The sequence below is a fragment of the Virgibacillus chiguensis genome, from assembly GCF_900129865.1.
Taxonomy (GTDB): Bacteria; Bacillota; Bacilli; order Bacillales; family Amphibacillaceae; genus Virgibacillus; species Virgibacillus chiguensis.
The window spans coordinates 103,276-129,967 of record NZ_FQXD01000002.1; the positions used below are offsets into that span (position 1 = coordinate 103,276).

Here is a 26,692-nt window from a genome sequence, read left to right on the forward strand (position 1 = left end):
TTTAAAAATTACAATTGCAATACTACTTGCGGAAATGTTTTATAACTGCTAGATCCTTTTCTTCATCTACACTTGCATACTCATCATTTCTTTGTAGGCTTCAACTGCTTTACTCTGAACTTGTACAGTTGCTTCTAAAGCGATACTAGATTTTTGAGAGGCAATCATAACATCATGCAAATCTGTAATATCACCTTTCGCCATTGCTTCCGTTTTTTCATCAGATATTGCTTGTACTTCATTTACATTATTAATGGCATTTTTTAATGCGGAAGCAAATTTCGCTTGTGCTTCACCGGGAGATATTTTTGGTTTACTTTGAACAGTTGCATTTGGAGATAGTTCTGTTATTGGATTGCTAATTCTTTGAATCATAAAAACCCTCCTATTTAATGCTTTTATAGCTACTCTCTAATTAATTGCTTTGTCAGTTAACTTACTGATTGTTCGTCTTTTAAAGTATAAGCCGATTCCTTTTCAGAAATTTAGGTCTTTGTAAATTCTCACTTACCTTATCCCATGTACGATTAACTTTAAAAGATTGGCACCTATATCGTAAAAATAAACTTATTTCCCAATTTCTAAAGCTTTCATTAACATAGATTTCGTAGCATTTACAGACGTTATATTCGCCTCATAAGAGCGAGTGGCGCTCATTAGATCAACCATTTCCTTTAAGGGATCAACGTTCGGTAATTGAACATATCCATCTGCATTAGCATCGGGATGACTAGGATTATATACTTGCTTGAACGGAGTTTCATCTTCTTCTATCGATCTAACACGCACACCACTAGGAGCTGAAGCATTAGCTGCTTTATGTAAAAAAGATTGAAAAGAAGCTCCCTCTGGTTGCAATGCAACCATTTTCCTACGATATGGTTCTACCTCTCCATTCTCATTGACGGTAGCTCTTGTTGATTGTGCATTAGCAATATTAGATGATATTACATCCATTCTTAATCTTTGTGCTGTCAAAGCACTAGCACTAGAGTGTAACGAATGAAACATAGACATTAATTACCTGCCTCCTTTTAAAGCTGTTTGTAAACTCCCAAATTTTCCACTAATACGATCCACTAGCGCTTGGTAGTAAATTTGATTTTCAGCCAAGTCTGCCATTTCCTTATCTACATCTACATTGTTACCATTATGCTGATAAGATGTTGCTTGATTTATAAAAGTTTTATAGCCCGCTGGTTGCGTATCTCCTTGAAACCCTATATGACGGCTGTTTGTAGTTTTTGCCTGTATAGGTTGCGAGAGTTCATGTGCCAAATAATTCTTAAATGTAACATCTTTCGCTTTATAATTAGGCGTATCTAGATTTGCTAAATTTGATGAAATTGCTCGATTTTTGGCTGAAGAATAGCCTAACGAATGTTCCAAAGCTTGAATTGTTCCATTAAACAAACTCATTGTTTCACCCCTAAAAAAGTACTAGTTATATTTCAAAAAGCAGTCGAAAAGTAATGTTTATCTACGAATAGTTTAAGTCATAATCAAACTAAAGTCTATGGTTTTTAGACATTTTTATATAATACATTACAAGTTGGTTATTTTTTACTAGGTCAATTATACTATATTTAAGTTTTGTATGATTTACTTTTCGTTCAATTAAGTACTTTCAAAAATCGACAAATATAAATAACATCCCCAAAATTGCTTGTGGTGAAATAAGGATAGTTTAAAAATCATACAGGGTCGACGTATTCAACTAGAAAATTAGCTACTTGTCATCGCAGTGTATAGAACAAAGGCTCAGGGATCCCGGTTAGCAACGTAGCGGCTGGAACGAATCAACGAAAGTTTTAGGAATCATGCTCCTGCAACAGGAGTATGCCGGTGCCCTCCGGCAAGCATGTCTTTAGTCGACCTTCCTATTAGGACGAACGGATGATGACTTAGCTTAGTGCAATGGCGTGAAGTCGCCTAGTTGCTGGGCACTGGAGCCGGACTAAGCCCGTTCGGTTGTTTGGTTACGTCATAGCATTAAATTTTATACTTTCCTAGACCAATATAAAAACATCCGAAACACGTGTAAAACGCGTTTCGGATGTTTCGTTTTCTTTCTTAAGAGCAATTATTTAAACTTTTTATCTAGAGCGTAAATTTTCTAATTCAACAAGGAAGTTGTGATTTAAGACTTTAATATATGTCCCCTTCATTCCCAGTGAACGAGATTCAATTACGCCAGCACTTTCTAGTTTTCTTAGAGCATTTACAATGACAGAACGGGTAATGCCAACACGATCAGCGATTTTGCTTGCTACAAGAAGCCCTTCACTACCGTCCAGCTCTTCAAAAATATGGTCAATTGCTTCTAATTCACTATAAGAAAGTGAACTAATTGCCATTTGAACAACAGCTTTACTTCTTGCTTCTAGCTCAATTTCTTGAGACTTTTCATGAAGTATTTCCATACCTACAACTGTAGCCCCATACTCAGCTAATAAGAGATCATCTTCATTAAATTTTTCTGATAAACGACCAATAATAAGCGTTCCTAAACGATCTCCCCCGCCAATGATTGGAACAATAGTGGTTAAAGCTGTTTGGAATAAGTCGCGGTTTTCTACCGGGAATACAGTATGTGGACTATCTATACCAATATTCGCTGTTGTTTCATGAATATTGTGTAATCCTTCCGTATATTCTTGCGGAAACTGACGTTCTTCCAGCATAGCTTTCATTCTCTCGTTTTCAATCTCTTGATTAATAGCAAATCCAAGTAATTTTCCACGACGGCTTAGAATATATACATTTCCTTTAATTACATCACGTAACGAAGCAGACATATCATTAAAGTCCACAGATTTCCCGCCGAATTTTTGTAGCATTGCATTAATTTTTCTTGCACGATTTAATAGTTCCATTATGATCCTCCATTCGATCTCTATATGTTATAAAATATATTGACTTAAATCCTTATTTTTCGCGATAGCAGAAAGTTTTTCATCTACATAAGCTGGAGTGATTTCAACAGTATCCATATTAATCTCCGGTGCTTCAAAGGACAGATCCTCCAGCAACTTTTCTAAAATTGTATGAAGTCTTCTAGCTCCAATGTTATCCATTTCCTGATTCACTTCATAAGCAATTTCAGCTATTCTATTTACAGCTTCGTCTGTAAATACTATATTTATACCTTCTGTTTTTAATAAAGCTTCATATTGCTTTAATAAAGCATTAGATGGTTCTTTTAATATTCGCTTAAAATCATCTGTTGATAGTTTCTCTAATTCTACCCTAATTGGAAATCTTCCTTGTAATTCAGGAATTAGATCAGATGGTTTTGACATATGAAATGCGCCAGCGGCAATAAATAACATATGGTCTGTTTTTACTGGTCCATGCTTTGTGACAACTGTAGATCCTTCAATAATTGGCAATATATCGCGTTGAACACCTTCGCGAGATACGTTAGCACTTTGTTCATCTTTACCAGCTACTTTATCTATTTCATCAATAAACACAATCCCCGATTGCTCTGCTCGTAAAATGGCTTCTTGTGCTGCTTCTTCCATATCTACAAGTTTACTCGCTTCTTGCTGCGTTAACACTTTCCTTGCTTCAGACACTAACAATTTTCGCTTTTTCTTTTTCTTTGGCATAAATTGTCCAAGCGCATCTTGCATATTCATGCCCATATGTTCCATTCCAGAACCTTGTAACATGTCAAACATAGATGGCGTTTGCTCTTCTATTTCAACAGTTACTACTTTATCTTCTAACTCACCAGATGCTAATTGTTGTTCTACACGCTTCCGTTTATTTCGAATCTCATCATTTTTCGCAGATTCTTCAGCGCCTTCTTCGCTATTAGCCTGTGAAGAAAATAACATTTCAAAAGGGTTTTTTGTTTCGTTGGCTGCTTTAGACTGAGGAACTAAAAGTTTGACAAGTAATTTATTTGCTTCTTCTTCCGCTTTTTCTTTCACTTGTTTCATTTTTTCCTCTTTCACAGTCCGCAATGCCATTTCAACTAAATCTCGAATCATGGATTCAACATCTCGACCTACATAGCCTACTTCCGTAAACTTCGTCGCCTCCACTTTTACAAATGGTGCACCTACCAGCTTAGCTAGCCTTCGAGCTATTTCTGTTTTTCCTACTCCGGTTGGGCCAATCATTAAAATATTCTTCGGAACCACTTCTTCTTTTAGACCTTCATCTAACTGCATGCGCCTATATCTATTACGCAATGCAACAGCTACAGATCGCTTTGCACTTTTCTGGCCAATAATATATTTATCTAATTGTCCCACAATTTGTTTAGGAGTGTAGTTCATCCCCATTTCCTAAAGGCCTCCTTTTACTCCAATACCTCAAGTGTGATATGGTTGTTCGTATACACACATAATTCTCCAGCAATTTCCAAGGATGCTTTCGCAATCTCTTTAGCAGATAATTCTTTAGAGTATCTCGCTAGAGCTCTACCAGCGCTAAGAGCATAATTCCCACCAGATCCGATAGCTAAAATTCCGTCATCAGGCTCTATAACTTCTCCAGTACCAGAGACTAAAAACATATGCTCCTTATCCATGACAATTAACAAAGCTTCCAGTTTTCTTAGCACTCTGTCGCTTCGCCATTCCTTTGCAAGCTCAACAGCCGCTCTAGGCAAGTTGCCATTATATGTTTCTAATTTCGCTTCAAACTTTTCGAAAAGAGTAAACGCGTCAGCTACAGAACCGGCAAATCCAGCTAATACCTGCCCTTTAAATAGTGTACGAACTTTCTTTGCTTTATGTTTCATAACTACTGCATTTCCCATCGTTACTTGACCGTCCCCACTCATCGCACATTGTCCTTTATGGTGGATGGCAAAAATAGTGGTAGCATGCATTTCATTGGTCATGTAAGCTCACCTCTTTATTTAATGTTAATCATTTGCTCTCGGGTGACTTCTCATATATACACGTCGCAAATGATCTTTTGTCACATGCGTATAAATTTGAGTTGTTGACAAATTTTCATGACCTAATAATTCTTGTACGCTGCGTAAATCAGCACCTTCATTTAAGAGATGAGTAGCAAATGTGTGTCGCAGTTTGTGTGGATGCACATGTACAGTTAAAGCTGCATTTTTCACCATTTTGTTCATTATGTCACGAATTCCTCTATCCGTTAAAGGTAATCCACGATTATTGAGAAATAATGCGTTTGTTTGTTGACCGGATTTTGCAAGCAACGCTTTTCTTCCATCCTGTATGTATGTTTCCAAAGCAATTTTAGCAAATTTGCCATACGGAATGTAACGTTCTTTTCTGCCTTTTCCTTGCACAAACACTGTTCCAATATAGAAATCAATGTTATCTAAAATCAACTGTCTACACTCACTTACCCTTATCCCCGTAGCATAAAGCAATTCTATTAAGGCTTGGTTTCGCTGGCCTAAAGGTTGGGTTAAATTACTTACTTCAAATAGCTTCTCTAACTCTTTCTCATACAAGAATCCCGGAATCTTGCTTTCCGTTTTAGGTAAACGAATAGCTGAAAATGGATTCACATCTACCACATCTTCTCGTTCTAAATATTTATAAAACGTTCGCAACGCTGATATCTTCCGGGAAACAGATTTCCTGCTTAGTCGCTGATCATATAGGGTATTTAAAAACACACGAACAATCCGTTCGTCCACATCACAAAATCTTGTTAACCTTTCCGTATGCAAAAAAGAAAAAAACACTTCTAGATCTTGCATGTAATATTTAATCGTATACGGAGAGGCATTTTTCTCTATTTGTAAGTACTCTTTAAAGGATTGCCAATATTGTCTGAAATTATTCAAATTTTCACCCCATTAAGCAGCGAATATAGCATAACACAGAAAATCACATTAAGCAATAAATTTAACTAAATTGTAACAAAATTCAGAAACAACCACTCTCATAGTTAGAATTGCCTTTTCATCTGGCCATTTTGTATGAAATGAATCTTCCATCATTGGGTGTTTATTACGCTAGCTAATTGCCACTAAACCATTTGTCTGATCCAGAATAAAAAGTAAGAACAATGCCGTCAAGTACATTGCCTTACCAAGGCGTAATTATATCTGTTTTGTGGAGATTAGTCAATTAATTATGTTTATATTTTAACAAATCCAGCAAATCTATTATAACTAAGCTTTTAGGAACAGGCAAATAGCTGACAATATCACTCTCATATAGTATATATCCTTTTTTTAGAAGGTTCAAACAGTATCATTGTTAAATAATTGTGACAAAAATAACAGATCTTCATTTTAAGAGATAGAATGATTCAACTCACATCTTCCAAGAGTTAGGGGTGCTTAGCACCTTATATTCTGGATAAATCCTTAACCTATAATATGAAAAGAAACTGTTCAACTTAGTTGAACAGTTACGTTTGAGGCTCTTCTTTATATTCACAGTTCGTACATTGAATTTGTGTCCCCTTTTTCGCTTTTTTCTCCACTAGTAATGCCTCGCATTTAGGACATGGTCTAGAAATAGGTTTATCCCACGAAACGAAGTCACATTCCGGATATTGGTCACATCCATAAAAGGTACGACGTTTCTTTGATTTTCTTTCAACTATTTCCCCTGTTTTACATTTTGGACAATCAACACCAATTTTCTTTAAAATCGGTTTCGTATTTCGACATTCTGGAAAGTTCGAACAAGCCAAGAATTTCCCATATCTCCCCATTTTATAAACCATCTCATGACCACATTTTTCACAATCAATTCCCGCTGGTTCATCTTTTATTTCTACTTTTTCCATTTCCTGTTCAGCCTTCTTCAAGCGCTTCTCAAAATCTTGATAGAATTGATCAATGATCTTTACCCATTCTATGCTTCCTTCTTCAATAGCATCTAAATCGTTTTCCATTTTTGCAGTAAAATCTACATCAATAATTTTAGGGAAGAATTCTTCAACTAATTCTAAAACAATCGTACCTAATTCAGTAGGTACAAATCGCTTATTATCAATACTTACATAACCGCGTCTTTGAATCGTATCCAAAGTAGGTGCATAAGTAGAAGGACGACCAATTCCTAGTTCCTCCATCGTTTTTACTAATCTCGCCTCTGTATACCTTGGTGGTGGCTGCGTAAAATGTTGATTCGGTTTTATTTCCTGTGCCTTAACTTTCATACCTTCAGATAACGCAGGAAGGAGTTTGTTTTCATCTTTTTTCTGATCATCTCTTCCTTCCACATACACTTTCATAAAACCTTTAAATTTTATCTTTGAGCCTGTAGCTCGGAACTCGACATGATTATTTAATAAATGAACAGTCATCGTGTCCATGACCGCAGCAGCCATCTGACTAGCCAAAAACCGTTCCCAAATTAATTTATATAATCGAAGTTGATCTCTTGATAGGATAGCTTTAAGTGAATTAGGCTCTCTTAACACAGAAGTCGGGCGAATAGCTTCATGAGCATCTTGCGCAGACTCTGATTGTTTCTTTTGTTTATTTGTACCTAAGTACTCTTCTCCATATTGTTCATGAATATATGAGTTCGCTTCATTTTTTGCCGTTTCAGATATTCTTGTTGAATCTGTACGCATATACGTAATTAGTCCAGTTATGCCTCCTGCTTGACGACCGAGGTCGATTCCTTCATAAAGTTGCTGAGCAACCATCATTGTTTTCTTTGCTTTAAAATTCAGCTTTCTAGCAGCTTCCTGTTGTAAGGAAGAAGTAGTAAATGGTTGAGCTGGATTCCGTCTACGTTCTTTTTTGTTTACTTTATCTACAGTAAACTGATCACCTTGAAGCAACTGTTTAATTTCTCTTACATCTGCCTCCGTTTTTAATGCTACTTTTTTTCCGTTTATCCCGTAAAAGGACCCTTCAAATAATTCACTTTCTTTTAAAAACTGCGCATCAATGGACCAATATTCTTCAGGGATAAAGCTTTCAATTTCTTTTTCTCGATCAATGATTAATTTCACTGCAACAGATTGCACGCGCCCAGCACTTAAACCTTTTTTGACTTTTTTCCATAGGAGTGGGCTAATATTGTACCCTACCAATCGATCAAGTATCCTTCTTGCTTGTTGCGCGTCAACCAAATTCATGTTTATAGATCTAGGATGCTTAAACGACTCTTTAATCGCGTCTTTGGTAATTTCGTTAAATACAACCCTGCATTCTGATTGCTCATCAATGTTTAAAATATGAGCTAAATGCCACGCTATTGCTTCCCCTTCCCTGTCAGGGTCCGCTGCGAGATATATTTTTTTGGCCTTTTTAGCTGCAGATTTTAAATCCTTAACCACATCGCCCTTTCCGCGTATAGTAATATACTTTGGAGTAAAATTATTTTCTGCATCTACACCCATTTGACTTTTTGGTAAATCTCTTACATGCCCCATCGAGGCCTTTACTTTATATTTTTTTCCTAAATAACGTTCAATCGTCTTCGCCTTCGCAGGCGACTCAACGATCACTAGATAATCTGACATATGATTTCCTCCCAAATTAAGGGTGTTCAAGAACAAGCTTCACACCCGACCAGAACTCCTTTCTGGCAACCATGTCTTTCTTTATTTTCATTATTGTTTGTTCACTAAAATAAACCTACAAATTATCCTTTAATACTATTTACAAATCTTCACTAATAGTAAATATATACATTGCATTTGTCAAACATGTTCTGAAATAACCGTTCTAAAATTTATCATTCTCATAGACATTAATTACTTTTTTCATAAACATGCGTACTGGTTAGTAGTCCTTTCCCACCCATCGCGTGGACTTGCCATTCTTCAAGAATGTCTTTGGCATTTGTAACCATTTGGGCACCATCTCGAATCAATTGATGACAGCCCTCTGTTTGCTCTGTAAATATAGAACCAGGAACCGCAAACACTTCTCTCCCTTGTTCTAATGCTTGATCTACCGTAATCATAGTCCCACTTCTTTTTTTCGCTTCAATTACCAATGTACCAAAGCTCAATCCACTAATAATTCGGTTTCGTTCAGGAAAATGATGCTTTGCAGGTGGGGTTGTTGGCGTATATTCAGATAGCACAAGACCTTTATGAACAATTTCTTGATATAATGATTGATTTTCTTTAGGATAGAGATGCTCAAAGCCACCTCCTAATACAGCTATTGTTTTCCCATTTAATATAAGTGTCTTTTCATGTGCATATTGATCTACCCCTCTTGCTAGTCCACTTACTATTAACCAATTTTTATGGAGTAAAGGCTCGATTATAAAAGCTGTTTTTCTCTTTGCCTCCCTTGAAGGATCCCTCGAACCAATTACACTTAAAGATGGGGCATCATTTAATAAATCCACATTACCTTTGCCATATAAGACAAGAGGTGGGTCATGAATAGCTTTTAACATAGATGGAAATCGTTTGTCAAGGATAGTAATTATATGGTGATTTTTCATTTCCAATTGCAGCTGTTTTAGACGTGCTTGATTATGAAGGTCTTGATATAAGGTTGTAGCGTTTTTTAATGGGAGAGAAAAAGTGTGGCTAATTTGACTCGGGGTCATTTGATATAGTTGTAGAAGAAAACGATCTAGCTTGATAATTCTTTGAATACTCCTTCTAGTCACTCCCCTACAACGACTTAAATGAATAAAACGAAAACGAATTTCATTCGTCATATTCCACTTCCTTTCAGAGGGATTGTTTAAAAAATGAACTTTCAATGACACATCGATATTTGTAGTTGGGCTTATTTCCCTGCGTTAGTGATAAAACAATTCATTAGTATTTCAATAGAAGATAAGTAAAGAGGAGCCTATGATTTTTTAACTAGGCTCCTCCATTGCGTACAGATATTTCTATCGTAACTTATAACCTACGTTTTTAGATTTAATATTAAACTAAAAATACAAATGAACGTCAAACTTTTTTAGGAAACCTTAATGTGTTTTACACTTCTCTTTTAATCCTTTTTCTTCAAGAACACCTATCATTGTTTCACCCATAACTGCTGGCGTTTCAGCAACTTTAATTCCACATTCATTCATAATGCGAATTTTTTCCTCGGCTGTTCCTTTTCCACCTGAAATAATAGCGCCAGCATGCCCCATTCTTTTTCCTGGAGGAGCTGTAGCACCTCCAATAAAACCAACTACAGGTTTCTTCATATTTGCTTTCACCCATTCAGCAGCTTCTTCTTCTGCTGTACCGCCTATCTCTCCAATCATCATAACAGCATACGTTTCTGGATCATTATTAAATGCTTCTAACACGTCAATGAAATTCGTTCCATTCACAGGATCGCCACCAATACCAACAGCGGTAGTTTGACCATATCCAGCTTCTGATAATTGATGAACCGCTTCATATGTTAATGTTCCTGAACGAGAGACGACGCCAATATGACCTTTTTTATGAATATAACCAGGCATAATACCAATTTTACTTTCATCAGCAGTAATAACCCCTGGACAGTTTGGTCCTACGAGCCTTGTATTCTTTCCTTCCATATAACGTTTTACTTTTACCATATCCATTACCGGAATATGCTCCGTTATACAAATAACCAAATCTAATTCAGCGTCAACAGCTTCTAGAATGGCATCCGCCGCAAACGGGGCCGGTACATAAATGACGGAAGCTGTAGCACCTGTTGCTTGTACAGCCTCTAATACTGTATTAAAAACAGGTACACCTTCTACCTCTGTACCACCTTTTTTCGGAGTGACTCCACCAACAATTTTTGTGCCGTATTCAAGCATTTGTTTCGTATGAAATTTAGCTGTGCCACCGGTTATCCCTTGGACAATTACTTTTGTATCTTTATTAACGTATACACTCATTTTCGTCCGTCCTTTCAAACATTTTAACGTCATTTTACGAAGTTTACTTTACCATGGAGACTATTTTTTGAGCACCGTCAGCCATCGAATTAGCAGAGGTAATATTCAATTCTGAAGCTTCCAGGATTTCCTTCCCTCTAGCAACGTTTGTTCCTTCTAGGCGAACAACCAACGGAATTTCTAGCCCTACTTGCTTGGTTGCTTCTACAACTCCTTCAGCAATTACATCACACTTCATAATGCCACCAAATATATTAACGAAGATACCTTTTACATTCTTATCAGATAGAATAATTTTGAAAGCTTCCGTTACTTTTTCAGCCGTAGCGCCGCCTCCAACGTCAAGGAAATTAGCGGGTTCTCCGCCATAGTGCTTAATAATATCCATGGTAGACATAGCAAGTCCAGCACCATTTACCATGCAACCTATATTCCCGTCCAATGAAATATAGCTTAAATCGTACTTGGACGCTTCAATTTCTTTCTCATCCTCTTCATCAAAATCACGTAAATTCATAATGTCCTTTTGACGGAATAAAGCGTTGTCATCAAAATTTAATTTTGCATCTAAGGCTAAGACTTCCCCATCACCAGTTGTTACTAACGGATTAATTTCAGCAATGGAACAGTCTTTTTCGACAAATGCTGTATATAAACCAATCATGAATTTGACAGCTTTACCTAACAAATCATGTGGAATATTAATATTGAAAGCTAATCTACGTGCTTGAAAACCTGTTAAACCAACAACAGGATCAATAACTTCTTTAAATATCTTCTCAGGTGTAGCAGCAGCTACTTCCTCAATTTCTGTACCACCTTCTTCAGATGCCATCATAACGACACGAGAAGTAGCGCGATCCAGTACTAAGCCAATGTAATATTCTTTTTGAATATCACAGCCCTCTTCAATCAATAAACGTTTCACTTCTTGCCCCTGTGGTCCTGTTTGATGCGTTACTAACGTTTTGCCAAGAATTTCGTCGGCATATGTACGCACTTCATCGACATTTTTAGCTATTTTTACCCCGCCGGCTTTACCACGTCCGCCAGCGTGAATTTGTGCTTTCACTACTGTGACATCGCTTCCTAATTGTTTTGCAGCTTCTACAGCTTCTTCAACTGCATAGGCAACTTTTCCATTAGGGACTTTAACGCCGTATTGTCGCAAAATCTCTTTGCCTTGATACTCATGAATGTTCATCCTATATCCTCCCATCAAATTTCACTGCATATCCATTGTATAAAAAAACGCTTCAATTAACAAGAATTACCGCACATCTCAACATATTTCGCTACGCCACATTTTTTCTACATATATATCTTTTACTATGAAAAGACCATTGAATTCATACAATAGTCACGTATAATAGCCTTTAAACATGCTTTATGTTACATTTGCTGATCTGTACGATAGATAAATGCAAATACTTCAGCTACTACTTCATAAAGCTCTTCTGGAATCGTTTCATTTATGTTTAATTGACCTAACAACTCTACTAAAGAAGCATCTTCTAAAATTGGAATATTATTTTCCTTTGCTGTTTCAATGATTTCATCTGCCAGTTTACCTCTACCCGAAGCAGTAACGACAGGAGCAGTGTGATGTGCTTCATGATAGCGCAGTGCTGCTACTTTCCTTTGTTTTAAATTCATATTCGATAATCCACCCCTTGATAACTCTGAGCATTAAATGCAACTTTTTTTGCTTTCTTTCCTTGATGTAAAGCAAAGAATGAAATAGAAGATAGATGATAATTCATTTCCTTTAACCCTTTCTTTAATAAAGGCTGAAATTGCATTGGAAGTGTTCGCGATTGGATATGATCATTGAAAACATGAATGCTAATATTTCGGTTTTGTACATGCATATCTACCACAGTTTCTTTTATATTTGTTAATTCCAAATAGAACACAATTCGACAATGATTTGGATCTAACTTATTTGTTTCTGTTTTCTTTCCTTCGAACTTTATTTCCATATCATTTGTTAATCCTAACTTTAAGGCTGGTATTTGTAGGTATGCTTGCAAAAAGCCATTATCGAAATCTTGCACAGAGGATAATTGCACAGCATGTAAATGGTGAAGCACTTGCTGTAGTTGTTCCCCCAACCCACCTTTTGTTTGCTGTAACATGGAAATCAATTGACTTTTAATCGTAGTTGGCGGAGATTCTCCTTTAACCAACAAATTTTCATGTGATATACCAGAAAGTTGCAAAAACCGTTTTGTCAATTGCAAAAATTGCTCCTTTGGCTCTGTTAATAAAAATTTTTGTGAAAACGTAATAATTTGCTCTAATTGTTCATATGTCTGTGACTTTTGCAATGCACGTAACTGAACGAGTAAACCGCCAAAATCACCTCCGTTACCTACGTTTTTGGCGAATATTGTCGGAAAAACTTTTGTTACATCTTGTTTTAACTGTGAGACTTCATCATCTGAAAACATATATTGATTAGCCGCAGTTAATAGAAGTTTGCTTTCCCATTTTTTTAATATTTGGTCAGCATTTTGTATAAACCATTGATTATTAGTTATATAATGCTTTAAATTATTTATTGTGTTGGAAGAATAAAGGTCTTGACCATCTAATAACGACTGGATGAGGGAAAACACTTGTTTATTTCGTAAAGATAGTAGCTTACCCATTTGATTTTGGCTATTTGCAATATTTTCAGCAGTTGGTTGTAAAAGATCGCTTAAATGGCCTCGCAGCATTGAAAAATTCGAATCCTTCGGTAGCATATGCAAAAGTTTTTGCAATTGAGTAGCGAAAGGATAATTTTTTTGCATGTGAAGAGCTTTCGTAGTTTGTTCAGTTATTGGCCATTCATTCGCTATTAACTCTTTCATTATAGGCATAAAAACTTGAACTTGCTTATCTTTATATTGTGACATATATTCAAAAGCTTGTTGCAATTGCTCTCTATTAAAAGATATTTGTTCCTTCGTTAATTGCTGCACAAGCTCCGCTTGGTTCGTTGCCATTTTTAAAGAAAGTTGCTGTAACAATTGATTCGCATTCAATGCTTCATTACCTAATGCCTTTAATTTTAACAATTCATCAGCTTGCATAACTTGAAAATAATAATACTTTCCAGTTGTTAAAGAAGCTTGTAACTGAGCTACCAGTCGCAAGCCACCTAATTGTATTTGCACCTTATTTTCGGGGTATATTTTAATAACCTGTCCTTGAATAATTTGACCTTTTTTGAGTTGTTGTGAGGGAATTTTTAACTTATTTAGTTGTAATATTTCTTTCAACTGATGGATGCGCACAATACTTCCCTCTTTCCTAATTGATCATTTTTTTAACTGGTGTGAATGAGCGGCGGTGCTGTGGACAAACACCATATTGATGTATTTTTTTCACATGCTCTGCTGTCCCATACCCCATATTAAAAGCAAATTCATACATAGGGAATTGAAGATGTAATTCCTTCATATAATTATCCCTTGTCACTTTTGCCAGTACACTAGCTGCTGCAATTGAGATGCTTTTGGCGTCACCTTTTGTAATTGCTTCACTTGAAATTGTTATTTTTTGCAATTCTACAGCATCAATTAATATATGTTCAGGGACAGGGTCTAATTTTTCAATAGCTTCGGCCATAGCTAGTTTTGTTGCCTCTAATACATTAATTTGATCTATTATTTTACTATCAACTATAGAAATTCCATAACTAATTGCATGTTCTTTTATGTAATAAAAAAATTCATTTCGTTTTGACTCCGTTAACCGTTTGGAATCATCTAGTCCTAATAATTTAAAATTGGATGGTAAGATTACTGCAGCTGCTACAACAGGCCCAGCTAAGGGGCCTCTTCCAGCTTCGTCAACTCCAGCTATATATTTTATTCCTTGTTTATAGTGCCAGCGTTCAAATATCGTCATTTCCACATAACGTTCTTGTAGCGCTTGAAATTTAAGCTGTTGTTTATCATATTTATGAATTAATTGTTGCACGCCTTTTCTTTCATCCAATCGCAAATATTCAATTTGTTTCTCGTCCAATTCATCTGCATCAAACAAGCAATTCAGTTCTCTAATAGATATTTTCTTCATATTACCCCTACCTTTTTACTATCGACTAAATAATAAAAATATGAAATGAATGTTTCTCTTCTATTCATTTTTAGAAAAATCGGCTAGTGATTAAACTTTTTATACTATAGAAAATCATAAGATGTTTTGGTTTATAGTATAAGAAAAATGAAGGCTTACGCCATAACAACTTGACGATAAGACAAGTTTTCTAACACTAGTTCTGCGTTAAAATTTCCAAATGAAATAACAAGACACCCATCCGAAGATGCATGTCTTACAATAGTGTATCTTATTATGCTATGCGTATTTCTTCGTTAATTGACAAACCTTTACGTTAATCCAGTAAGCCTTCATGACAGTTAAAAGTGAATCATACTTTTAATTTCAAGCTGCTCACACTGTTTTAAGTTGATTCGATTTCAGGTGTTTCCAAAGAAATTTTACCAAGTTTACCTGAACGTAAATCTTGAATTACGATATCAGACACTTTTGCAAAATTAACTTTCCCTCCGCTTTCAAGCGCTCCACGCTGCTTACCGATATAGTTGAATATATCCCACATATCCTCTAGCGTATTTTCCAAATTATAACGTTGTTTTAAGTTTTCTGGGTAATATTGTTGCATATATTGAATAACAAAGGCAACGATATCTTGCAATGAAAGTAATTGATCTTTAATAGTACCAATTGCAGCTAACCGAAGCCCAACTTCTTGATCTTCAAACTTCGGCCATAATATCCCAGGTGTATCTAAAAGTTCAAAATCAGATTTCACTTTTATCCATTGTTGCTGTTTTGTCACCCCTGGCTTATTTCCCGTTTTAGCTATTTTTTTATTTGCCAAGCGATTAATTAATGTCGATTTACCAACGTTTGGTATGCCAACAATGATAGCACGAGGAGCTCGAGGCTGTATACCTTTAGAACGTAGTTTTTCCATTTTCATCTTAGCATGCTCTTTTGCCAACCGTATAACAGCTTGTATATCATGCCGTTCATTTACGTTAATAGCAATGGCTGAGATCTGATGATGTTCAAAGTATTTTATCCATTGTTCCGTAATTTGTTGATCAGCTAAGTCTTTTTTCATCATTACAACCATTTTTGGCTTTTGCTGAATTACTTGCTGCAACATGGGATTCTGAGAAGATAGAGGAGCTCTAGCATCTACTAGTTCGATAACAAAATCAACGAGCTTCAGTTTTTCCTCTACTTCACGCTTTGCTTTTGCCATATGGCCAGGAAACCATTGTATTGTCATTACTTAACCCTACTTTCCAATTAGTTGCATACGCTCGAACGGCCAATAAATGAAATTTGTCTTGCCAACAATCTGATCCATTGGTATAAGCCCTAGGGAACGGCTATCCATTGAATTCTCTCGATTATCGCCTAAAACAAGGACGTAATCTTCAGGTATTTTACGATAACTGCCCGGAAGGTCTTCCAAGGTAAAATTGTTTGTATATACTTTTGCTTGAGTTTTATTCGCTTGGCCGTTTAAAAAGTTCTGTTCTATTTCTTTTCCATTAATGTACAATATATTATTTCTAACTTCAACATGGTCTCCAGGTAAACCGATAACACGTTTAATAAAATCTTTTTCACTAGAAGCATGAAATACAACAATATCAAAACGTTTTGGGTCTTTCAGGTCATAAATGATTTTATTTACCATCATTTGATCGCCATTATGTAATGTTGGGAGCATAGATGGACCTTCCACCACAATAGGCGCAAACAAAAATGTACGAATGATAAATGCCAAGCCAAGAGCAATTAAAATTGTTTTTCCCCATCCTAACCACTCTTCGCGATACTTTTTTCTATTTGATTTTTCAGTCAAAGAACAAACCTCCATTTCAAAATACACTTTTTTAAAATGAGGCAAGAATATAAATTACAACGGCCATTCATATGTAAGTGTAACTTAGCAATTATGTAGCCTTTCAGGTTAGAAGAGATTTTAACCCGATACTTTCCTGTAGTATAAAAAAGGAGCTTATGCATAATTGCCAAGCCCCTTTTCTTAAACACTCTATTTTGTCATGTATTTCATTAACGACGCTCTTTAATGCGAGCCGCTTTTCCACGTAAATTACGCAAATAGTAAAGTTTCGCACGACGAACAATACCACGACGGCTTACTTCGATTTTATCAATCCGTGGAGAATGTAATGGGAATGTACGTTCCACACCGATACCGTAAGATAATTTTCTCACTGTAAATGTTTCACTAATCCCGCCGTTTTGACGTTTAATTACAACACCTTCAAATACCTGAATACGTTCTCGGGAACCTTCGACAACTTTAACGTGTACTTTTACAGTATCCCCAGCGCGAAATTCAGGATGATCTGTGCGTAATTGATCTTTTGTAATATCTTCAATTAATTTTTGCATCCTGTTTCACTCCTTCCAAACCAATGCTCATGCCTTTTAAATGGCAGCGGAACATCGTTGATAGTGTTTAAAACATATATTACTTTAAACACAGGTTCTAATATACCATATACTTCAAAGAACTGCAACTACTTTTGCCAATATCGTATTTAGTCTTTTACAATGCTTTTTTCATCTATTGTCAACTTTGAATTATTTAACAGATCTTTTCTCCGTTCATACGTTCTCTTGAGCGACTGTTCTTTTCTCCATGCCGCAATTTTACCGTGATCACCAGACAACAAAACTTCTGGAACTTTCATTCCACGAAATTCTGCTGGTCTCGTATAATGAGGGTGTTCTAATAAACCTGATGAAAACGAATCCTGAGGTGCTGAAGCTTCATTCCCAAGTACATTAGGAAGTAGGCGAATAACACTATCCATTACTACCATAGCACCTAGCTCTCCACCTGTTAAAACGTAATCCCCTATGGATATTTCATCATTTACTAAATGTGTACGTATACGTTCATCAAATCCTTCATAGTGCCCACAAATAAAAATAAGATGATCCTCTTGTACAAGTTCTTCTGCTTTTTTTTGGGTAAATGTTTCTCCTTGTGGGCACATTAAAATAACACGTGGCTTAGAAGAACGTTCTTTTTTTACTGCTTCTACCGCATCAAAAATAGGCTGGGGAGTTAACACCATTCCCGCTCCTCCACCATACGGATAATCATCGACTTTCTGATGCTTGTTTTGAGCATATTCACGAAAATTAACTAGTTGATAAGTAAACTTATTCTTATCCTGTGCTTTTTTTAATATGGATGATTCTATCACACCTGTAAACATTTCTGGAAAGAGTGTCAATATATCTATATGCATCATTTATTCCAACAACCCTTCCATTGGAGAAATGATGACTTTCTTTGCTTTGACATCAACTTCCAAAACAACATCTTCAATATACGGGATGAGTATATCTTTGCCGCTTTTTTTTCTAGTGACCCATACGTCATTCGCACCAGGTGATAAAATCTCCTTAATTATTCCTAATTCTTCTCCTGTTTCTGTTATAACAGTACAGCCAATTATTTCATGATAATAGTATTCATGCTCATTTAATTCCGTCTGATCCGATTCAGGGATTTTTAGCTCACAGCCTTTAAAATGAATAATATCATTCACGTTTTCATAACCTTCAAACTGCAACAGATCGAAACCCTTATGCACGCGATGACTGGTTATAGTAACTAGTAAAGGGGCATGTCCATCATTTACCACGTAAACGCGCTTACCAACTTCAAATCGATCATCAAAGTCGGTTATACGTAACACTTTGACTTCTCCTTTAATGCCATGTGTATTTATGATTTTTCCTACTGTAAACATCTTCTCTGCCATTTAATCACCTGCTATTCATCTATCCGTATCACCATATTATCTTTTATAACAATTGCTTGTTCTTTCATTATCTCATGCCAATTGGATCCTTCTGTAACCTCAACAAGAGCTTCAACCTCTTTTTCAACAATTTCACTACCTATTTCAAGCATATCCAGTTGTTCCATTTTAAACTCAACCAGTTTTATTTTTTCTTTCCGATTATTAATTTCCTGTTGAAACCGTTGTTCGAGTTCATGCTTGGAGTAAGTAGATTTATTTAGTAGTTTACGCTGTTCAAACAACAACTGTTGACACTCTTGCTCAAGTCGCATTTTATGATCATGGAAATTTGCCTGCATTTTCTGTTTACTATCTTCCGTTAAAACTTGTTTAATCTGTACCTTTTTTATTATTTGCATATGGCTCGCCTCACTCTCAGAACGTCTCAGCAGAGCATAGCAATAATTATATGCTCTTTACCTTGTTTTAAACACCCTTGTTCATACATTTACATGCTTTAATTCCTCTATTACCTTTTCCACTTCAATCTGCATACTGCCCCATTATTATATTAGCATTAACGTGGCAAAAAGGGAAAGGGTTTTAATCCCTTTCCCTTTTACATAATATCTAAATACACACGTTTAGTACTATTTGTCTTCGCTGCATAAACAACCGTTCGAAGAGCCTTTGCAATTCGACCATTTTTTCCGATCACCTTACCGACATCTTCAGAATGAACAGAAAGATGATATACAATCTTCGTTTCTTCTTCTGTTTCAGTAATAACGATATCTTCAGGATGATCTACAAGTGATGTAACAATCGTTTCAATAAGAGCTTTCATGTTATCACACTACTTTGCAACTTGATTTTTTTGCTCGTGAAATTTCTTCATGATGCCTTCTTTAGAGAATAGATTGCGAACTGTATCACTAGGTTTTGCACCTTTAGACATCCAGTCAAGTGCCTTATCTTCATCTATTTTAACTTCAACTGGATTAACTACAGGGTTATACGTTCCAATTTGCTCGATAGAACGACCATCACGTGGCGCTCTTGAATCAGCTACAACGATACGGTAGAAAGGGTTTCTTTTTGATCCCATACGCTTCAAACGAATCTTTACTGCCATTTTCTTGCACCTCCATCTTTAAAAACTTAACACATTTTTAAATTCTAGCAGAAAAATTTAAGTCTGTAAAGTGTTTTCCCATTACAGAGTAAATTAATTAGGCAGAACATATCAATTGAATGCATCTGCTTCAAGCTGTTACATAAACGGCAGCTTCATTCCTTTTTTGCCTTTTTTTCCTTTTTGCATATTTGTCATTTGCTTCATCATTTTTTTCATTTCTTCAAATTGCTTCAGCAAGCGATTCACTTGTGAAACATTTGTACCTGAACCTTTAGCTACCCGTTTTTTTCTACTTGCATTCATAATGCTTGGGTCTTGACGTTCTTTCTTGGTCATAGATTGAATAATCGCTTCTACATGTGCGAGTTGTTTTTCATCAAATTGGGCATTTTTCAAACCCTTCATTTTATTTGCACCTGGAATCATATTCATTAGGTCTTCTAATGGACCCATATTTTTCACTTGACCCATTTGCTCTAAAAAGTCATCCAATGTAAAAGACATCGTGCGCATTTTCTCTTCCAGTTCTTTCGCTTGCTTTTCATCTACATTCGTTTGAGCTTTTTCAATTAAAGATAGCACGTCTCCCATACCTAAAATCCTAGACGCCATGCGATCAGGGTGAAATGCTTCTAATTCATCAAGTTTCTCTCCCATACCCGCAAATTTAATAGGTTTGTCCGTAACAGCTTTAATAGATAGAGCGGCCCCACCACGAGTGTCACCATCCAATTTGGTTAACACAACACCTGTTATATCAAGCTGTTCATTGAAGCTTTCTGCAACGTTCACAGCATCCTGGCCGGTCATCGAATCAACTACAAGATAAATTTCATGGGGATCGACTTCGGTTTTAATTTGTTGTAATTCTCCCATAAGTTCTTCATCTACATGCAAGCGTCCAGCAGTATCAATAATGACATAATCATGATGCTCTTCCTTGGCTTTTACCATTGCCTGTTTTGCAATATCTACAGGATTTGCATCTGTCCCCATTGAAAATACTGGCATGTCAAGTTGTTGTCCTAATGTTTCCAATTGCTGAATCGCTGCAGGGCGATAAACATCACAAGCAACGAGTAATGGTTTGCGATTATGTTGTTTTCGTAAGAGGTTTGCTAGCTTTCCAGAGGTGGTTGTCTTCCCAGCACCTTGTAACCCTACCATCATAATGACAGTAGGAGCACGATCAGCTACAGCAATTTTACTCTGTTCTCCACCCATTAAATCCGTTAATTCTTCTTTGACAACTTTAATAACCTGTTGGCCAGGTGTTAAACTTTCCATTACTTCTTGACCAACCGCACGTTCTTTAATATTTTTAATTAAATCTTTAACGACTTTATAGTTAACGTCTGCTTCTAGCAAAGCTAAACGAACTTCTCTTGTCATTTCTTTTACGTCTTGTTCCGTTACCTTACCCTTACCCGTTATTTTCTTTATGGTACTTTGCAGGCGGTCAGCTAATCCTTCAAATGCCATAGAAGGTGTCCCCCTAATCTAATTCTTTTATTTTATTCACGAGCTGTTGCGCGTCATTATCGTCAGAAATTATTTCACCCAGTCGCTTTAACAGCTCAAAGCGCCGCTGAAATTTTTCATATAAGTGAAGCTTTTGTTCATATGATTCCAACATTTGTTCCGTTCGCTTTATATTATCATACACAGCTTGCCTAGATACATCAAATACTTCTGAAATCTCACCTAGAGAATAATCCTCTAAATAGTACATTTCCATATAGTTACGCTGTTTGGGTGTAAGTAATGCTTGATAAAAATCAAATAAATAGTTCATTCTAGTCGTTTTTTCTAGCATGTTGTTACACCTCTCTTCTTTTTGTTTATCAATTAATTTAAATGTTGTATGTTTTTGTTATAAGACTTCTTTCATACCAAAACTCTTCTTATACGCACTTTTGGTAAAAAAATACGAGTACGCATCTTTGGATTAACAAAATTTAGCTTTCTGCCATTTTTATAGCAAAAGCCTTAAATTTTCTTAGGCTATAATACTTAAAACGATTACTGTACTATAGCATAAAGAAAAAACGAAAACACTCTTTTGACACTACTTCAAAATAAGAATAACGGAATGTAATTTATGTGTCAAGCAAACTTCCTTTATCCTTTAATAAAAACTGTTGTAAGATTCTCCGACTTTTGCTATTAACATATGGTTGTAAGTTAAGTTTTCTAAAGTTATGAATAACCAGTGGAGATTACCCTCCACTGGTTAAAAGGTCACTTTATTCTTTTTCTAATAAATCAGCGAAGAGACCGTAGACAAATGCATGAGCATCAAACGGGCGTAAATCATTTACTCCTTCTCCTAAACCGACAAATTTAACTGGAATTTGTAGTTCATTTCGGATAGCTAAAACAATTCCACCTTTAGCTGTACCGTCTAATTTCGTTAAAACAATCCCGGTTACATCTGTCGCTTCAGCAAAGACTTTTGCTTGGCTTAAAGCATTTTGACCAGTCGTTGCATCTAAAACGAGCAACACTTCATGCGGAGCGTTTGGAATTTCTTTTGCGATGACCCGCTTCACTTTTGCTAATTCGTTCATTAAGTTCACTTTGTTTTGCAACCTTCCCGCAGTATCACAAATGAGAACGTCAGCTTGCTTTGATTTTGCTGATTTGATCCCGTCAAAAATCACAGCTGCCGGATCGCTACCAGCAGTTTGTTTTACTACATCCACACCTATTCGCTCTCCCCATACTTCTAATTGTTCAATTGCTCCAGCACGAAAAGTGTCACCAGCAGCAAGCATCACTTTTTTTCCGTCCTGTTTAAGCTGGTGGGCCAATTTTCCAATCGAAGTAGTTTTACCTGCACCATTTACGCCGACAACTAAGATGACGGAAAGTTCACCTTTCTGAATAGCAAGGCTCTCTATTTCCTGATCATCATCTCCATAATATATTTCTACAAGTTTTTCCGAGATAACATCTTTCATTTCTGATGTATCTTTCATCTTTTGACGCTTTACTTCCATTTTTAATTCATCAATTAGATCCATTACAGTAGATACACCGGTATCTGCAGAAATTAGTACCTCTTCTAACTCCTCGAAGAAATCTTCATCTACTTTTCGATATTTAGCCAGCAAATCGTTTATTTTTCCAGAAAAAGTTTGTCGACTTTTTTTCATCCCCTCCTTGTACTTATCGGATACTTCTTCTACATCCTCTTGACCTCGTTGAAATTTGTTTCTTAACTTATCCATAAATCCCATTGTTCAGTCCTCCTATTGTTCAACTAATTGTTCTGTCTCTTCTAAGCGAACAGATACTAAACGTGAAACACCTGATTCTTGCATAGTTACACCATATAGCACATCTGCTTGCTCCATTGTACCTTTACGGTGTGTTATAACAATAAACTGTGTTTTTTCACTAAAAATTTTCACATATTTAGCAAATCTAGTTACATTTGCTTCATCTAACGCTGCCTCTACTTCATCAAGCACACAAAATGGAACCGGACGAACATGTAAAATTGCAAATAACAAAGCAATTGCAGTTAGCGCCCGCTCCCCACCCGATAATAAACCTAGATGCTGCAATTTCTTTCCTGGTGGCTGTGCAATAATTTCCACACCTGTATCGAGTAGATTTTTAGGGTCTGTTAATTTCAATTCAGCATGGCCACCGCCAAACAATTGCTTGAAAACATTCGCAAAAGCTTCTTTAATCTGCGAAAAAGTCTCACCAAAACGGTCTTTCATTTCTTCGTCCATTTCGCCAATTACTTCATATAATGTTTTCTTCGCATCTACAAGATCTGTCTGTTGTTCTTTGAGGAAATCGTATCGTTCAGAGACGCGCTCATACTCATCAATCGCTCCTATATTCACTGTTCCCAATTGATAAATTTGTTGCTTTAATTGGGTAACAGCAGCTTGGGCAGCTTGTTTATCTTGAGCTTTTACGTAGAATTGACGCGCTTTTTCATAAGTCATCAAATATTCATTTTGTAAATGATTTAACATATTCTCAAGTTCTACATCCATCCGATTAGACTTCACTTCTTTCTCATTTGATTCTCGTCTAAGGTCGTCCAATTCAGTATGAATTTGCTTAAGCTCCTGCTCTTTTGCTTGCATTTGTTTTGATTTAGTATCTCGTTCTGCTCGTATTTTTTGTAAAGATGCTGTTATTCCTTGTTTCGCGTCTGACTGTTGGCGAATTGTATCATCGATGTCTTCCTCTGTTTCCTTGGTTTCTTGAAATTCAATGAGATTATTCCACTCTTCTACATATTGATCATATTCGCGTTGAAGCTCTGTTAGTTGATTTTGCACTTGTTTTGTTTTTTCTCGTTGGCTCTTAACACGTTCTTCTTGTTCCGCTAGTAAAACTTGCTTTTGGTGCAATTCTTCTTGCAGCTTTTCTTTATTCTCGATTAACTCTGTCTGTTGTTTGTTTAACTCGTTAATTTCCTGTTCAATTTCTTTTGCTTGTTCATCAAGTTGCTTTAGTTCTTTTTCTAACTCCGCTTTTCGATTTGCTACACCCTCATGATCTTCGGAATGTTGTCGTTTATCCTGATCATATATTTGCAATTGATCATTTAAAGCATGCAACCTTATTTCTAACTCGTGCATACTTTCTTGCATTTGCTGGAGTTGGCTTTGCTCAACTTGTACACTTGATTCTTCTTCATTTAACTTTTGTTCCAATTGTTGAATGTTCGCCTTTTTATTTTGGACAGTTTTTTCAAAGTCCAACACTTTCTTATTAAAAGTAGCTAACTTCTCAACCATTTCTTCAAGTTCTTTTTCACGCGTAAATAACGATTGGTTTGTCTTCTTCTTGGCACCACCGGACATGGAGCCTCCTGGATGAACGACATCTCCATCCAGAGTTACAATACGATACCGTCTAGAAGCTAGCGCCGCTAATTCATTTGCATCCTTCAAAGTTTTAGCTATAATAACATGCCCCATTAAATGATTAATTGCTTTACGATACATAGCCTCGGTTTGAACAAGTTCACCTGCAACACCAACATATCCCTCATGCTCAGCTAGTTGAATTTTTAGTTCATTAGGAATAAACCGCTGTTGAATGGAGGAAAGAGGTAGAAAAGTAGCTCTCCCATTATTTGTTTGCTTTAACCAGGAAATACTCTGCCTAGCTGATTGTTCATCTCTTACAACAATATGCTGCGCTTGCCCACCAAGCACGGTTTCTATAGCTGTAATATACGCTTTAGGAACTTCTATTAGTTCAATAATTGCGCCATATATGTTAGCAAGTTTATTTTCTTTACGAGCCTTTAGTACAGCCTTTACACCTTGGAAAAAACCTTGAAATTCTTCCTTCATCTCCTCAAGCATTTCTTTTTTGGATTTTACTTTTTCGATATATTGGTAGCCTTGATATAGTTTAGTTTGTGCTTCTTGAAAGGCATAACGTTCCTGTTGTAATAATTCTTTCGTGGAATGAATATTCTTTTCTTTTTGCATACATACTTGTTTTTGCTTGTCCACATCAGGTGCAAGCGTGTTCCATTTTTCTTGTAATTTCTCTCGTTCGTGAATTAACCCGGCAAACTTTTCTGCTTGTTTTTCTGTCTTTACAGCTAACTGCTGCAGTCGCTCATCTAACGTTTGTTTTTCATTACGTTTAGCAGCTTGTTGATTTAAACACTCAATATAATCGGACTTTCGATCTTCTATCTTTTGAGTCAAATTTGCATTTCCTAATCTGAGCTTCTGCTCTAACTCTTTCACAGTATCAGCAGTTGTTTTTTTGGCGGTTTGTAATGCTGTTAAGTTCTTCTTTTCTTGCACAAAAACATCGTGTAAACGACCTATTCGTACGGAAGTTTGATTCTTCTGGGAATCTAGCTTTGCCTTGTTTTCAGAAAAGTGTTTAGAACGTTCCAAAAACAATTGCTTCTTCCCTTCATATTTTTCCAGTGTTTGTGTTGCTGTTAATAAATCTGCTTGTAATTGCTCTAATTTTTCATCCATTTGCACAATAGCTAAACGCTCTTGTTCCTGCTGCTGCTCTTTTTGCTTCAAAGTTTGTTGTACATGATGTTGTTTATTTTTTACCTTTTCTAATTCTGCTAACATTGATTTCCATTCTGTATGGAGGCGATCAATTTCAGCAAGTAAGTATGTAATTTCAGTCTCCTTTAATTGCTCTTTAAACACCTTATATTGATGAGCAGTTTCTGCTTGCTCTCGTAAAGGATCCATTTGCTGTTCAATTTCATGAATAATATCTTCCACACGATTTAAGTTTTCTTGTGTTTCCGCAAGTTTGTATTCTGCTTTTTTCTTTCGTTGTTTATATTTTAAAACGCCTGCTGCTTCTTCAAAAATGGTTCTTCTTTCTTCTGCCTTAGAACTCAATATTTCTTCTACTTTTCCTTGGCTAATAATCGAAAAAGCTTCCCTACCAAGCCCTGAGTCCATGAATAGATGAACAATATCTTTTAAGCGACAGGATTGGTTATTAATATAGTACTCACTATCACCAGAGCGATAAACACGTCTCGTTACACTTACTTCATCATAATCTAATGGTAGAAGTTGATCATGATTATCAAGAACTAATGTTACTTCAGCAACATTAAGCGGTTTGCGTGTATCACTACCTTGAAATATAATATCTTCCATTTTCGAACCGCGCAGCGATTTTGCTGATTGCTCTCCGAGAACCCAACGAATAGCATCTGTAATATTGCTCTTTCCGCTCCCGTTTGGTCCAACTACAGCTGTTACTCCCGGAACAAAATCAACACTTATTCGTTTGGCAAACGATTTAAAACCGACGCTTTCTAATTTTTTCAAATACACCTGACATTTCTCCTAATGATTGAAAGAATATGGATAACAATCGTTATATAGCCTCATATCCAATCCTACAAATAAATTTATACTTTTTTATTATCTATCTATATCTAACTACAAACAAAAAATAGTTGGCATTTT

General features: G+C 36.1%; 26 protein-coding genes. All 26 read right to left on the reverse strand.

Annotated features, from left to right (window positions below; genetic code table 11):
* Positions 1–66: 66 nt before the first annotated feature.
* Positions 67–375 carry a flagellar hook-basal body complex protein FliE gene (gene fliE, locus BUB45_RS02985; RefSeq protein ID WP_073005098.1) on the reverse strand — a complete coding sequence of 103 codons (309 nt, stop codon included), beginning with the start codon at positions 373–375 and terminating at the stop codon, positions 67–69.
* A 192-nt stretch (positions 376–567) separates the two neighbouring features.
* On the reverse strand, positions 568–1,017 hold the full coding sequence (gene flgC / locus BUB45_RS02990) for a flagellar basal body rod protein FlgC (protein ID WP_073005099.1): 450 nt from the start codon (positions 1,015–1,017) through the stop codon (positions 568–570).
* A gap of 3 nt (positions 1,018–1,020) precedes the next feature.
* A complete protein-coding gene (gene flgB / locus BUB45_RS02995; protein WP_073005101.1) occupies positions 1,021–1,419 on the reverse strand; it encodes a flagellar basal body rod protein FlgB in 399 nt (132 codons plus the stop codon).
* A gap of 677 nt (positions 1,420–2,096) precedes the next feature.
* Positions 2,097–2,876, reverse strand: a complete 780-nt coding sequence (gene codY, locus BUB45_RS03000; RefSeq protein ID WP_073005103.1) for a GTP-sensing pleiotropic transcriptional regulator CodY — start codon at positions 2,874–2,876, stop codon at positions 2,097–2,099.
* 27 nt (positions 2,877–2,903) lie between these two features.
* The gene (hslU, locus tag BUB45_RS03005) at positions 2,904–4,298 is read right to left on the reverse strand and encodes an ATP-dependent protease ATPase subunit HslU (protein ID WP_073005105.1); all 1,395 of its coding nucleotides are present in this window, start codon (positions 4,296–4,298) and stop codon (positions 2,904–2,906) included.
* A 17-nt stretch (positions 4,299–4,315) separates the two neighbouring features.
* A complete protein-coding gene (gene hslV / locus BUB45_RS03010; protein ID WP_073005107.1) occupies positions 4,316–4,861 on the reverse strand; it encodes an ATP-dependent protease subunit HslV in 546 nt (181 codons plus the stop codon).
* 24 nt (positions 4,862–4,885) lie between these two features.
* Positions 4,886–5,794, reverse strand: a complete 909-nt coding sequence (gene xerC, locus BUB45_RS03015) for a tyrosine recombinase XerC (protein ID WP_073005108.1) — start codon at positions 5,792–5,794, stop codon at positions 4,886–4,888.
* A gap of 572 nt (positions 5,795–6,366) precedes the next feature.
* A complete protein-coding gene (topA, locus tag BUB45_RS03020; protein ID WP_073005110.1) occupies positions 6,367–8,445 on the reverse strand; it encodes a type I DNA topoisomerase in 2,079 nt (692 codons plus the stop codon).
* Between the two features lie 230 nt (positions 8,446–8,675).
* Complete coding sequence (gene dprA / locus BUB45_RS03025; RefSeq protein ID WP_073005112.1) at positions 8,676–9,608, reverse strand: DNA-processing protein DprA; 933 nt, start codon at positions 9,606–9,608, stop codon at positions 8,676–8,678.
* A 261-nt stretch (positions 9,609–9,869) separates the two neighbouring features.
* Positions 9,870–10,772, reverse strand: coding sequence for a succinate--CoA ligase subunit alpha (sucD, locus tag BUB45_RS03030; protein ID WP_073005114.1), 903 nt, complete (start codon positions 10,770–10,772; stop codon positions 9,870–9,872).
* 43 nt (positions 10,773–10,815) lie between these two features.
* A complete protein-coding gene (gene sucC, locus BUB45_RS03035; protein ID WP_073005116.1) occupies positions 10,816–11,976 on the reverse strand; it encodes an ADP-forming succinate--CoA ligase subunit beta in 1,161 nt (386 codons plus the stop codon).
* Positions 11,977–12,164: 188 nt separating this feature from the next.
* The gene (locus BUB45_RS03040; RefSeq protein ID WP_073005118.1) at positions 12,165–12,428 is read right to left on the reverse strand and encodes an EscU/YscU/HrcU family type III secretion system export apparatus switch protein; all 264 of its coding nucleotides are present in this window, start codon (positions 12,426–12,428) and stop codon (positions 12,165–12,167) included.
* Positions 12,425–14,056 carry a hypothetical protein gene (locus tag BUB45_RS03045; protein WP_073005120.1) on the reverse strand — a complete coding sequence of 544 codons (1,632 nt, stop codon included), beginning with the start codon at positions 14,054–14,056 and terminating at the stop codon, positions 12,425–12,427. Before BUB45_RS03045 ends, BUB45_RS03040 begins: the two co-directional genes overlap by 4 nt.
* A 16-nt stretch (positions 14,057–14,072) precedes the next feature.
* The gene (locus BUB45_RS03050) at positions 14,073–14,843 is read right to left on the reverse strand and encodes a ribonuclease HII (RefSeq protein ID WP_073005131.1); all 771 of its coding nucleotides are present in this window, start codon (positions 14,841–14,843) and stop codon (positions 14,073–14,075) included.
* 385 nt (positions 14,844–15,228) lie between these two features.
* Positions 15,229–16,086: a ribosome biogenesis GTPase YlqF gene (gene ylqF, locus BUB45_RS03055; RefSeq protein ID WP_073005133.1), complete on the reverse strand. Its 858-nt coding sequence runs from the start codon at positions 16,084–16,086 to the stop codon at positions 15,229–15,231.
* A gap of 9 nt (positions 16,087–16,095) precedes the next feature.
* Positions 16,096–16,671: a signal peptidase I gene (gene lepB / locus BUB45_RS03060; protein WP_244527645.1), complete on the reverse strand. Its 576-nt coding sequence runs from the start codon at positions 16,669–16,671 to the stop codon at positions 16,096–16,098.
* Between the two features lie 212 nt (positions 16,672–16,883).
* Positions 16,884–17,228 (reverse strand): 50S ribosomal protein L19, encoded by a 345-nt coding sequence (rplS, locus tag BUB45_RS03065; RefSeq protein ID WP_073005137.1) that lies wholly within the window; start codon positions 17,226–17,228, stop codon positions 16,884–16,886.
* A gap of 149 nt (positions 17,229–17,377) precedes the next feature.
* Entirely contained in the window at positions 17,378–18,097 is a 720-nt protein-coding gene (trmD, locus tag BUB45_RS03070) for a tRNA (guanosine(37)-N1)-methyltransferase TrmD (protein ID WP_073005705.1), read from the reverse strand.
* Between the two features lie 3 nt (positions 18,098–18,100).
* Positions 18,101–18,616: a ribosome maturation factor RimM gene (gene rimM, locus BUB45_RS03075; RefSeq protein WP_073005139.1), complete on the reverse strand. Its 516-nt coding sequence runs from the start codon at positions 18,614–18,616 to the stop codon at positions 18,101–18,103.
* 11 nt (positions 18,617–18,627) lie between these two features.
* A complete protein-coding gene (locus BUB45_RS03080) occupies positions 18,628–19,017 on the reverse strand; it encodes a YlqD family protein (RefSeq protein ID WP_073005141.1) in 390 nt (129 codons plus the stop codon).
* 200 nt (positions 19,018–19,217) lie between these two features.
* On the reverse strand, positions 19,218–19,445 hold the full coding sequence (locus BUB45_RS03085) for a KH domain-containing protein (protein WP_073005142.1): 228 nt from the start codon (positions 19,443–19,445) through the stop codon (positions 19,218–19,220).
* 9 nt (positions 19,446–19,454) lie between these two features.
* On the reverse strand, positions 19,455–19,733 hold the full coding sequence (gene rpsP / locus BUB45_RS03090) for a 30S ribosomal protein S16 (protein ID WP_073005144.1): 279 nt from the start codon (positions 19,731–19,733) through the stop codon (positions 19,455–19,457).
* A gap of 138 nt (positions 19,734–19,871) precedes the next feature.
* Positions 19,872–21,218 (reverse strand): signal recognition particle protein, encoded by a 1,347-nt coding sequence (gene ffh / locus BUB45_RS03095; protein ID WP_073005146.1) that lies wholly within the window; start codon positions 21,216–21,218, stop codon positions 19,872–19,874.
* Between the two features lie 13 nt (positions 21,219–21,231).
* Positions 21,232–21,552, reverse strand: a complete 321-nt coding sequence (locus BUB45_RS03100; protein WP_073005148.1) for a putative DNA-binding protein — start codon at positions 21,550–21,552, stop codon at positions 21,232–21,234.
* A gap of 430 nt (positions 21,553–21,982) precedes the next feature.
* On the reverse strand, positions 21,983–22,978 hold the full coding sequence (gene ftsY, locus BUB45_RS03105; RefSeq protein ID WP_073005149.1) for a signal recognition particle-docking protein FtsY: 996 nt from the start codon (positions 22,976–22,978) through the stop codon (positions 21,983–21,985).
* Between the two features lie 12 nt (positions 22,979–22,990).
* Positions 22,991–26,557: a chromosome segregation protein SMC gene (gene smc / locus BUB45_RS03110; protein WP_073005151.1), complete on the reverse strand. Its 3,567-nt coding sequence runs from the start codon at positions 26,555–26,557 to the stop codon at positions 22,991–22,993.
* Positions 26,558–26,692: the final 135 nt, after the last annotated feature.

What these genes read in the sequence shown, in the direction of transcription:
- fliE (WP_073005098.1), bottom strand. Translation starts at nt 375, where the DNA reads ATGATTCAAAGAATTAGCAATCCAATAACAGAACTATCTCCAAATGCA.
- flgC (WP_073005099.1), bottom strand. Translation starts at nt 1,017, where the DNA reads ATGTCTATGTTTCATTCGTTACACTCTAGTGCTAGTGCTTTGACAGCA.
- flgB (WP_073005101.1), bottom strand. Translation starts at nt 1,419, where the DNA reads ATGAGTTTGTTTAATGGAACAATTCAAGCTTTGGAACATTCGTTAGGC.
- codY (WP_073005103.1), bottom strand. Translation starts at nt 2,876, where the DNA reads ATGGAACTATTAAATCGTGCAAGAAAAATTAATGCAATGCTACAAAAA.
- hslU (WP_073005105.1), bottom strand. Translation starts at nt 4,298, where the DNA reads ATGGGGATGAACTACACTCCTAAACAAATTGTGGGACAATTAGATAAA.
- hslV (WP_073005107.1), bottom strand. Translation starts at nt 4,861, where the DNA reads ATGACCAATGAAATGCATGCTACCACTATTTTTGCCATCCACCATAAA.
- topA (WP_073005110.1), bottom strand. Translation starts at nt 8,445, where the DNA reads ATGTCAGATTATCTAGTGATCGTTGAGTCGCCTGCGAAGGCGAAGACG.
- dprA (WP_073005112.1), bottom strand. Translation starts at nt 9,608, where the DNA reads ATGACGAATGAAATTCGTTTTCGTTTTATTCATTTAAGTCGTTGTAGG.
- sucD (WP_073005114.1), bottom strand. Translation starts at nt 10,772, where the DNA reads ATGAGTGTATACGTTAATAAAGATACAAAAGTAATTGTCCAAGGGATA.
- sucC (WP_073005116.1), bottom strand. Translation starts at nt 11,976, where the DNA reads ATGAACATTCATGAGTATCAAGGCAAAGAGATTTTGCGACAATACGGC.
- BUB45_RS03040 (WP_073005118.1), bottom strand. Translation starts at nt 12,428, where the DNA reads ATGAATTTAAAACAAAGGAAAGTAGCAGCACTGCGCTATCATGAAGCA.
- BUB45_RS03050 (WP_073005131.1), bottom strand. Translation starts at nt 14,843, where the DNA reads ATGAAGAAAATATCTATTAGAGAACTGAATTGCTTGTTTGATGCAGAT.
- ylqF (WP_073005133.1), bottom strand. Translation starts at nt 16,086, where the DNA reads ATGACAATACAATGGTTTCCTGGCCATATGGCAAAAGCAAAGCGTGAA.
- rplS (WP_073005137.1), bottom strand. Translation starts at nt 17,228, where the DNA reads ATGCAAAAATTAATTGAAGATATTACAAAAGATCAATTACGCACAGAT.
- trmD (WP_073005705.1), bottom strand. Translation starts at nt 18,097, where the DNA reads ATGCATATAGATATATTGACACTCTTTCCAGAAATGTTTACAGGTGTG.
- rimM (WP_073005139.1), bottom strand. Translation starts at nt 18,616, where the DNA reads ATGGCAGAGAAGATGTTTACAGTAGGAAAAATCATAAATACACATGGC.
- BUB45_RS03080 (WP_073005141.1), bottom strand. Translation starts at nt 19,017, where the DNA reads ATGCAAATAATAAAAAAGGTACAGATTAAACAAGTTTTAACGGAAGAT.
- BUB45_RS03085 (WP_073005142.1), bottom strand. Translation starts at nt 19,445, where the DNA reads ATGAAAGCTCTTATTGAAACGATTGTTACATCACTTGTAGATCATCCT.
- rpsP (WP_073005144.1), bottom strand. Translation starts at nt 19,733, where the DNA reads ATGGCAGTAAAGATTCGTTTGAAGCGTATGGGATCAAAAAGAAACCCT.
- ffh (WP_073005146.1), bottom strand. Translation starts at nt 21,218, where the DNA reads ATGGCATTTGAAGGATTAGCTGACCGCCTGCAAAGTACCATAAAGAAA.
- BUB45_RS03100 (WP_073005148.1), bottom strand. Translation starts at nt 21,552, where the DNA reads ATGCTAGAAAAAACGACTAGAATGAACTATTTATTTGATTTTTATCAA.
- ftsY (WP_073005149.1), bottom strand. Translation starts at nt 22,978, where the DNA reads ATGGGATTTATGGATAAGTTAAGAAACAAATTTCAACGAGGTCAAGAG.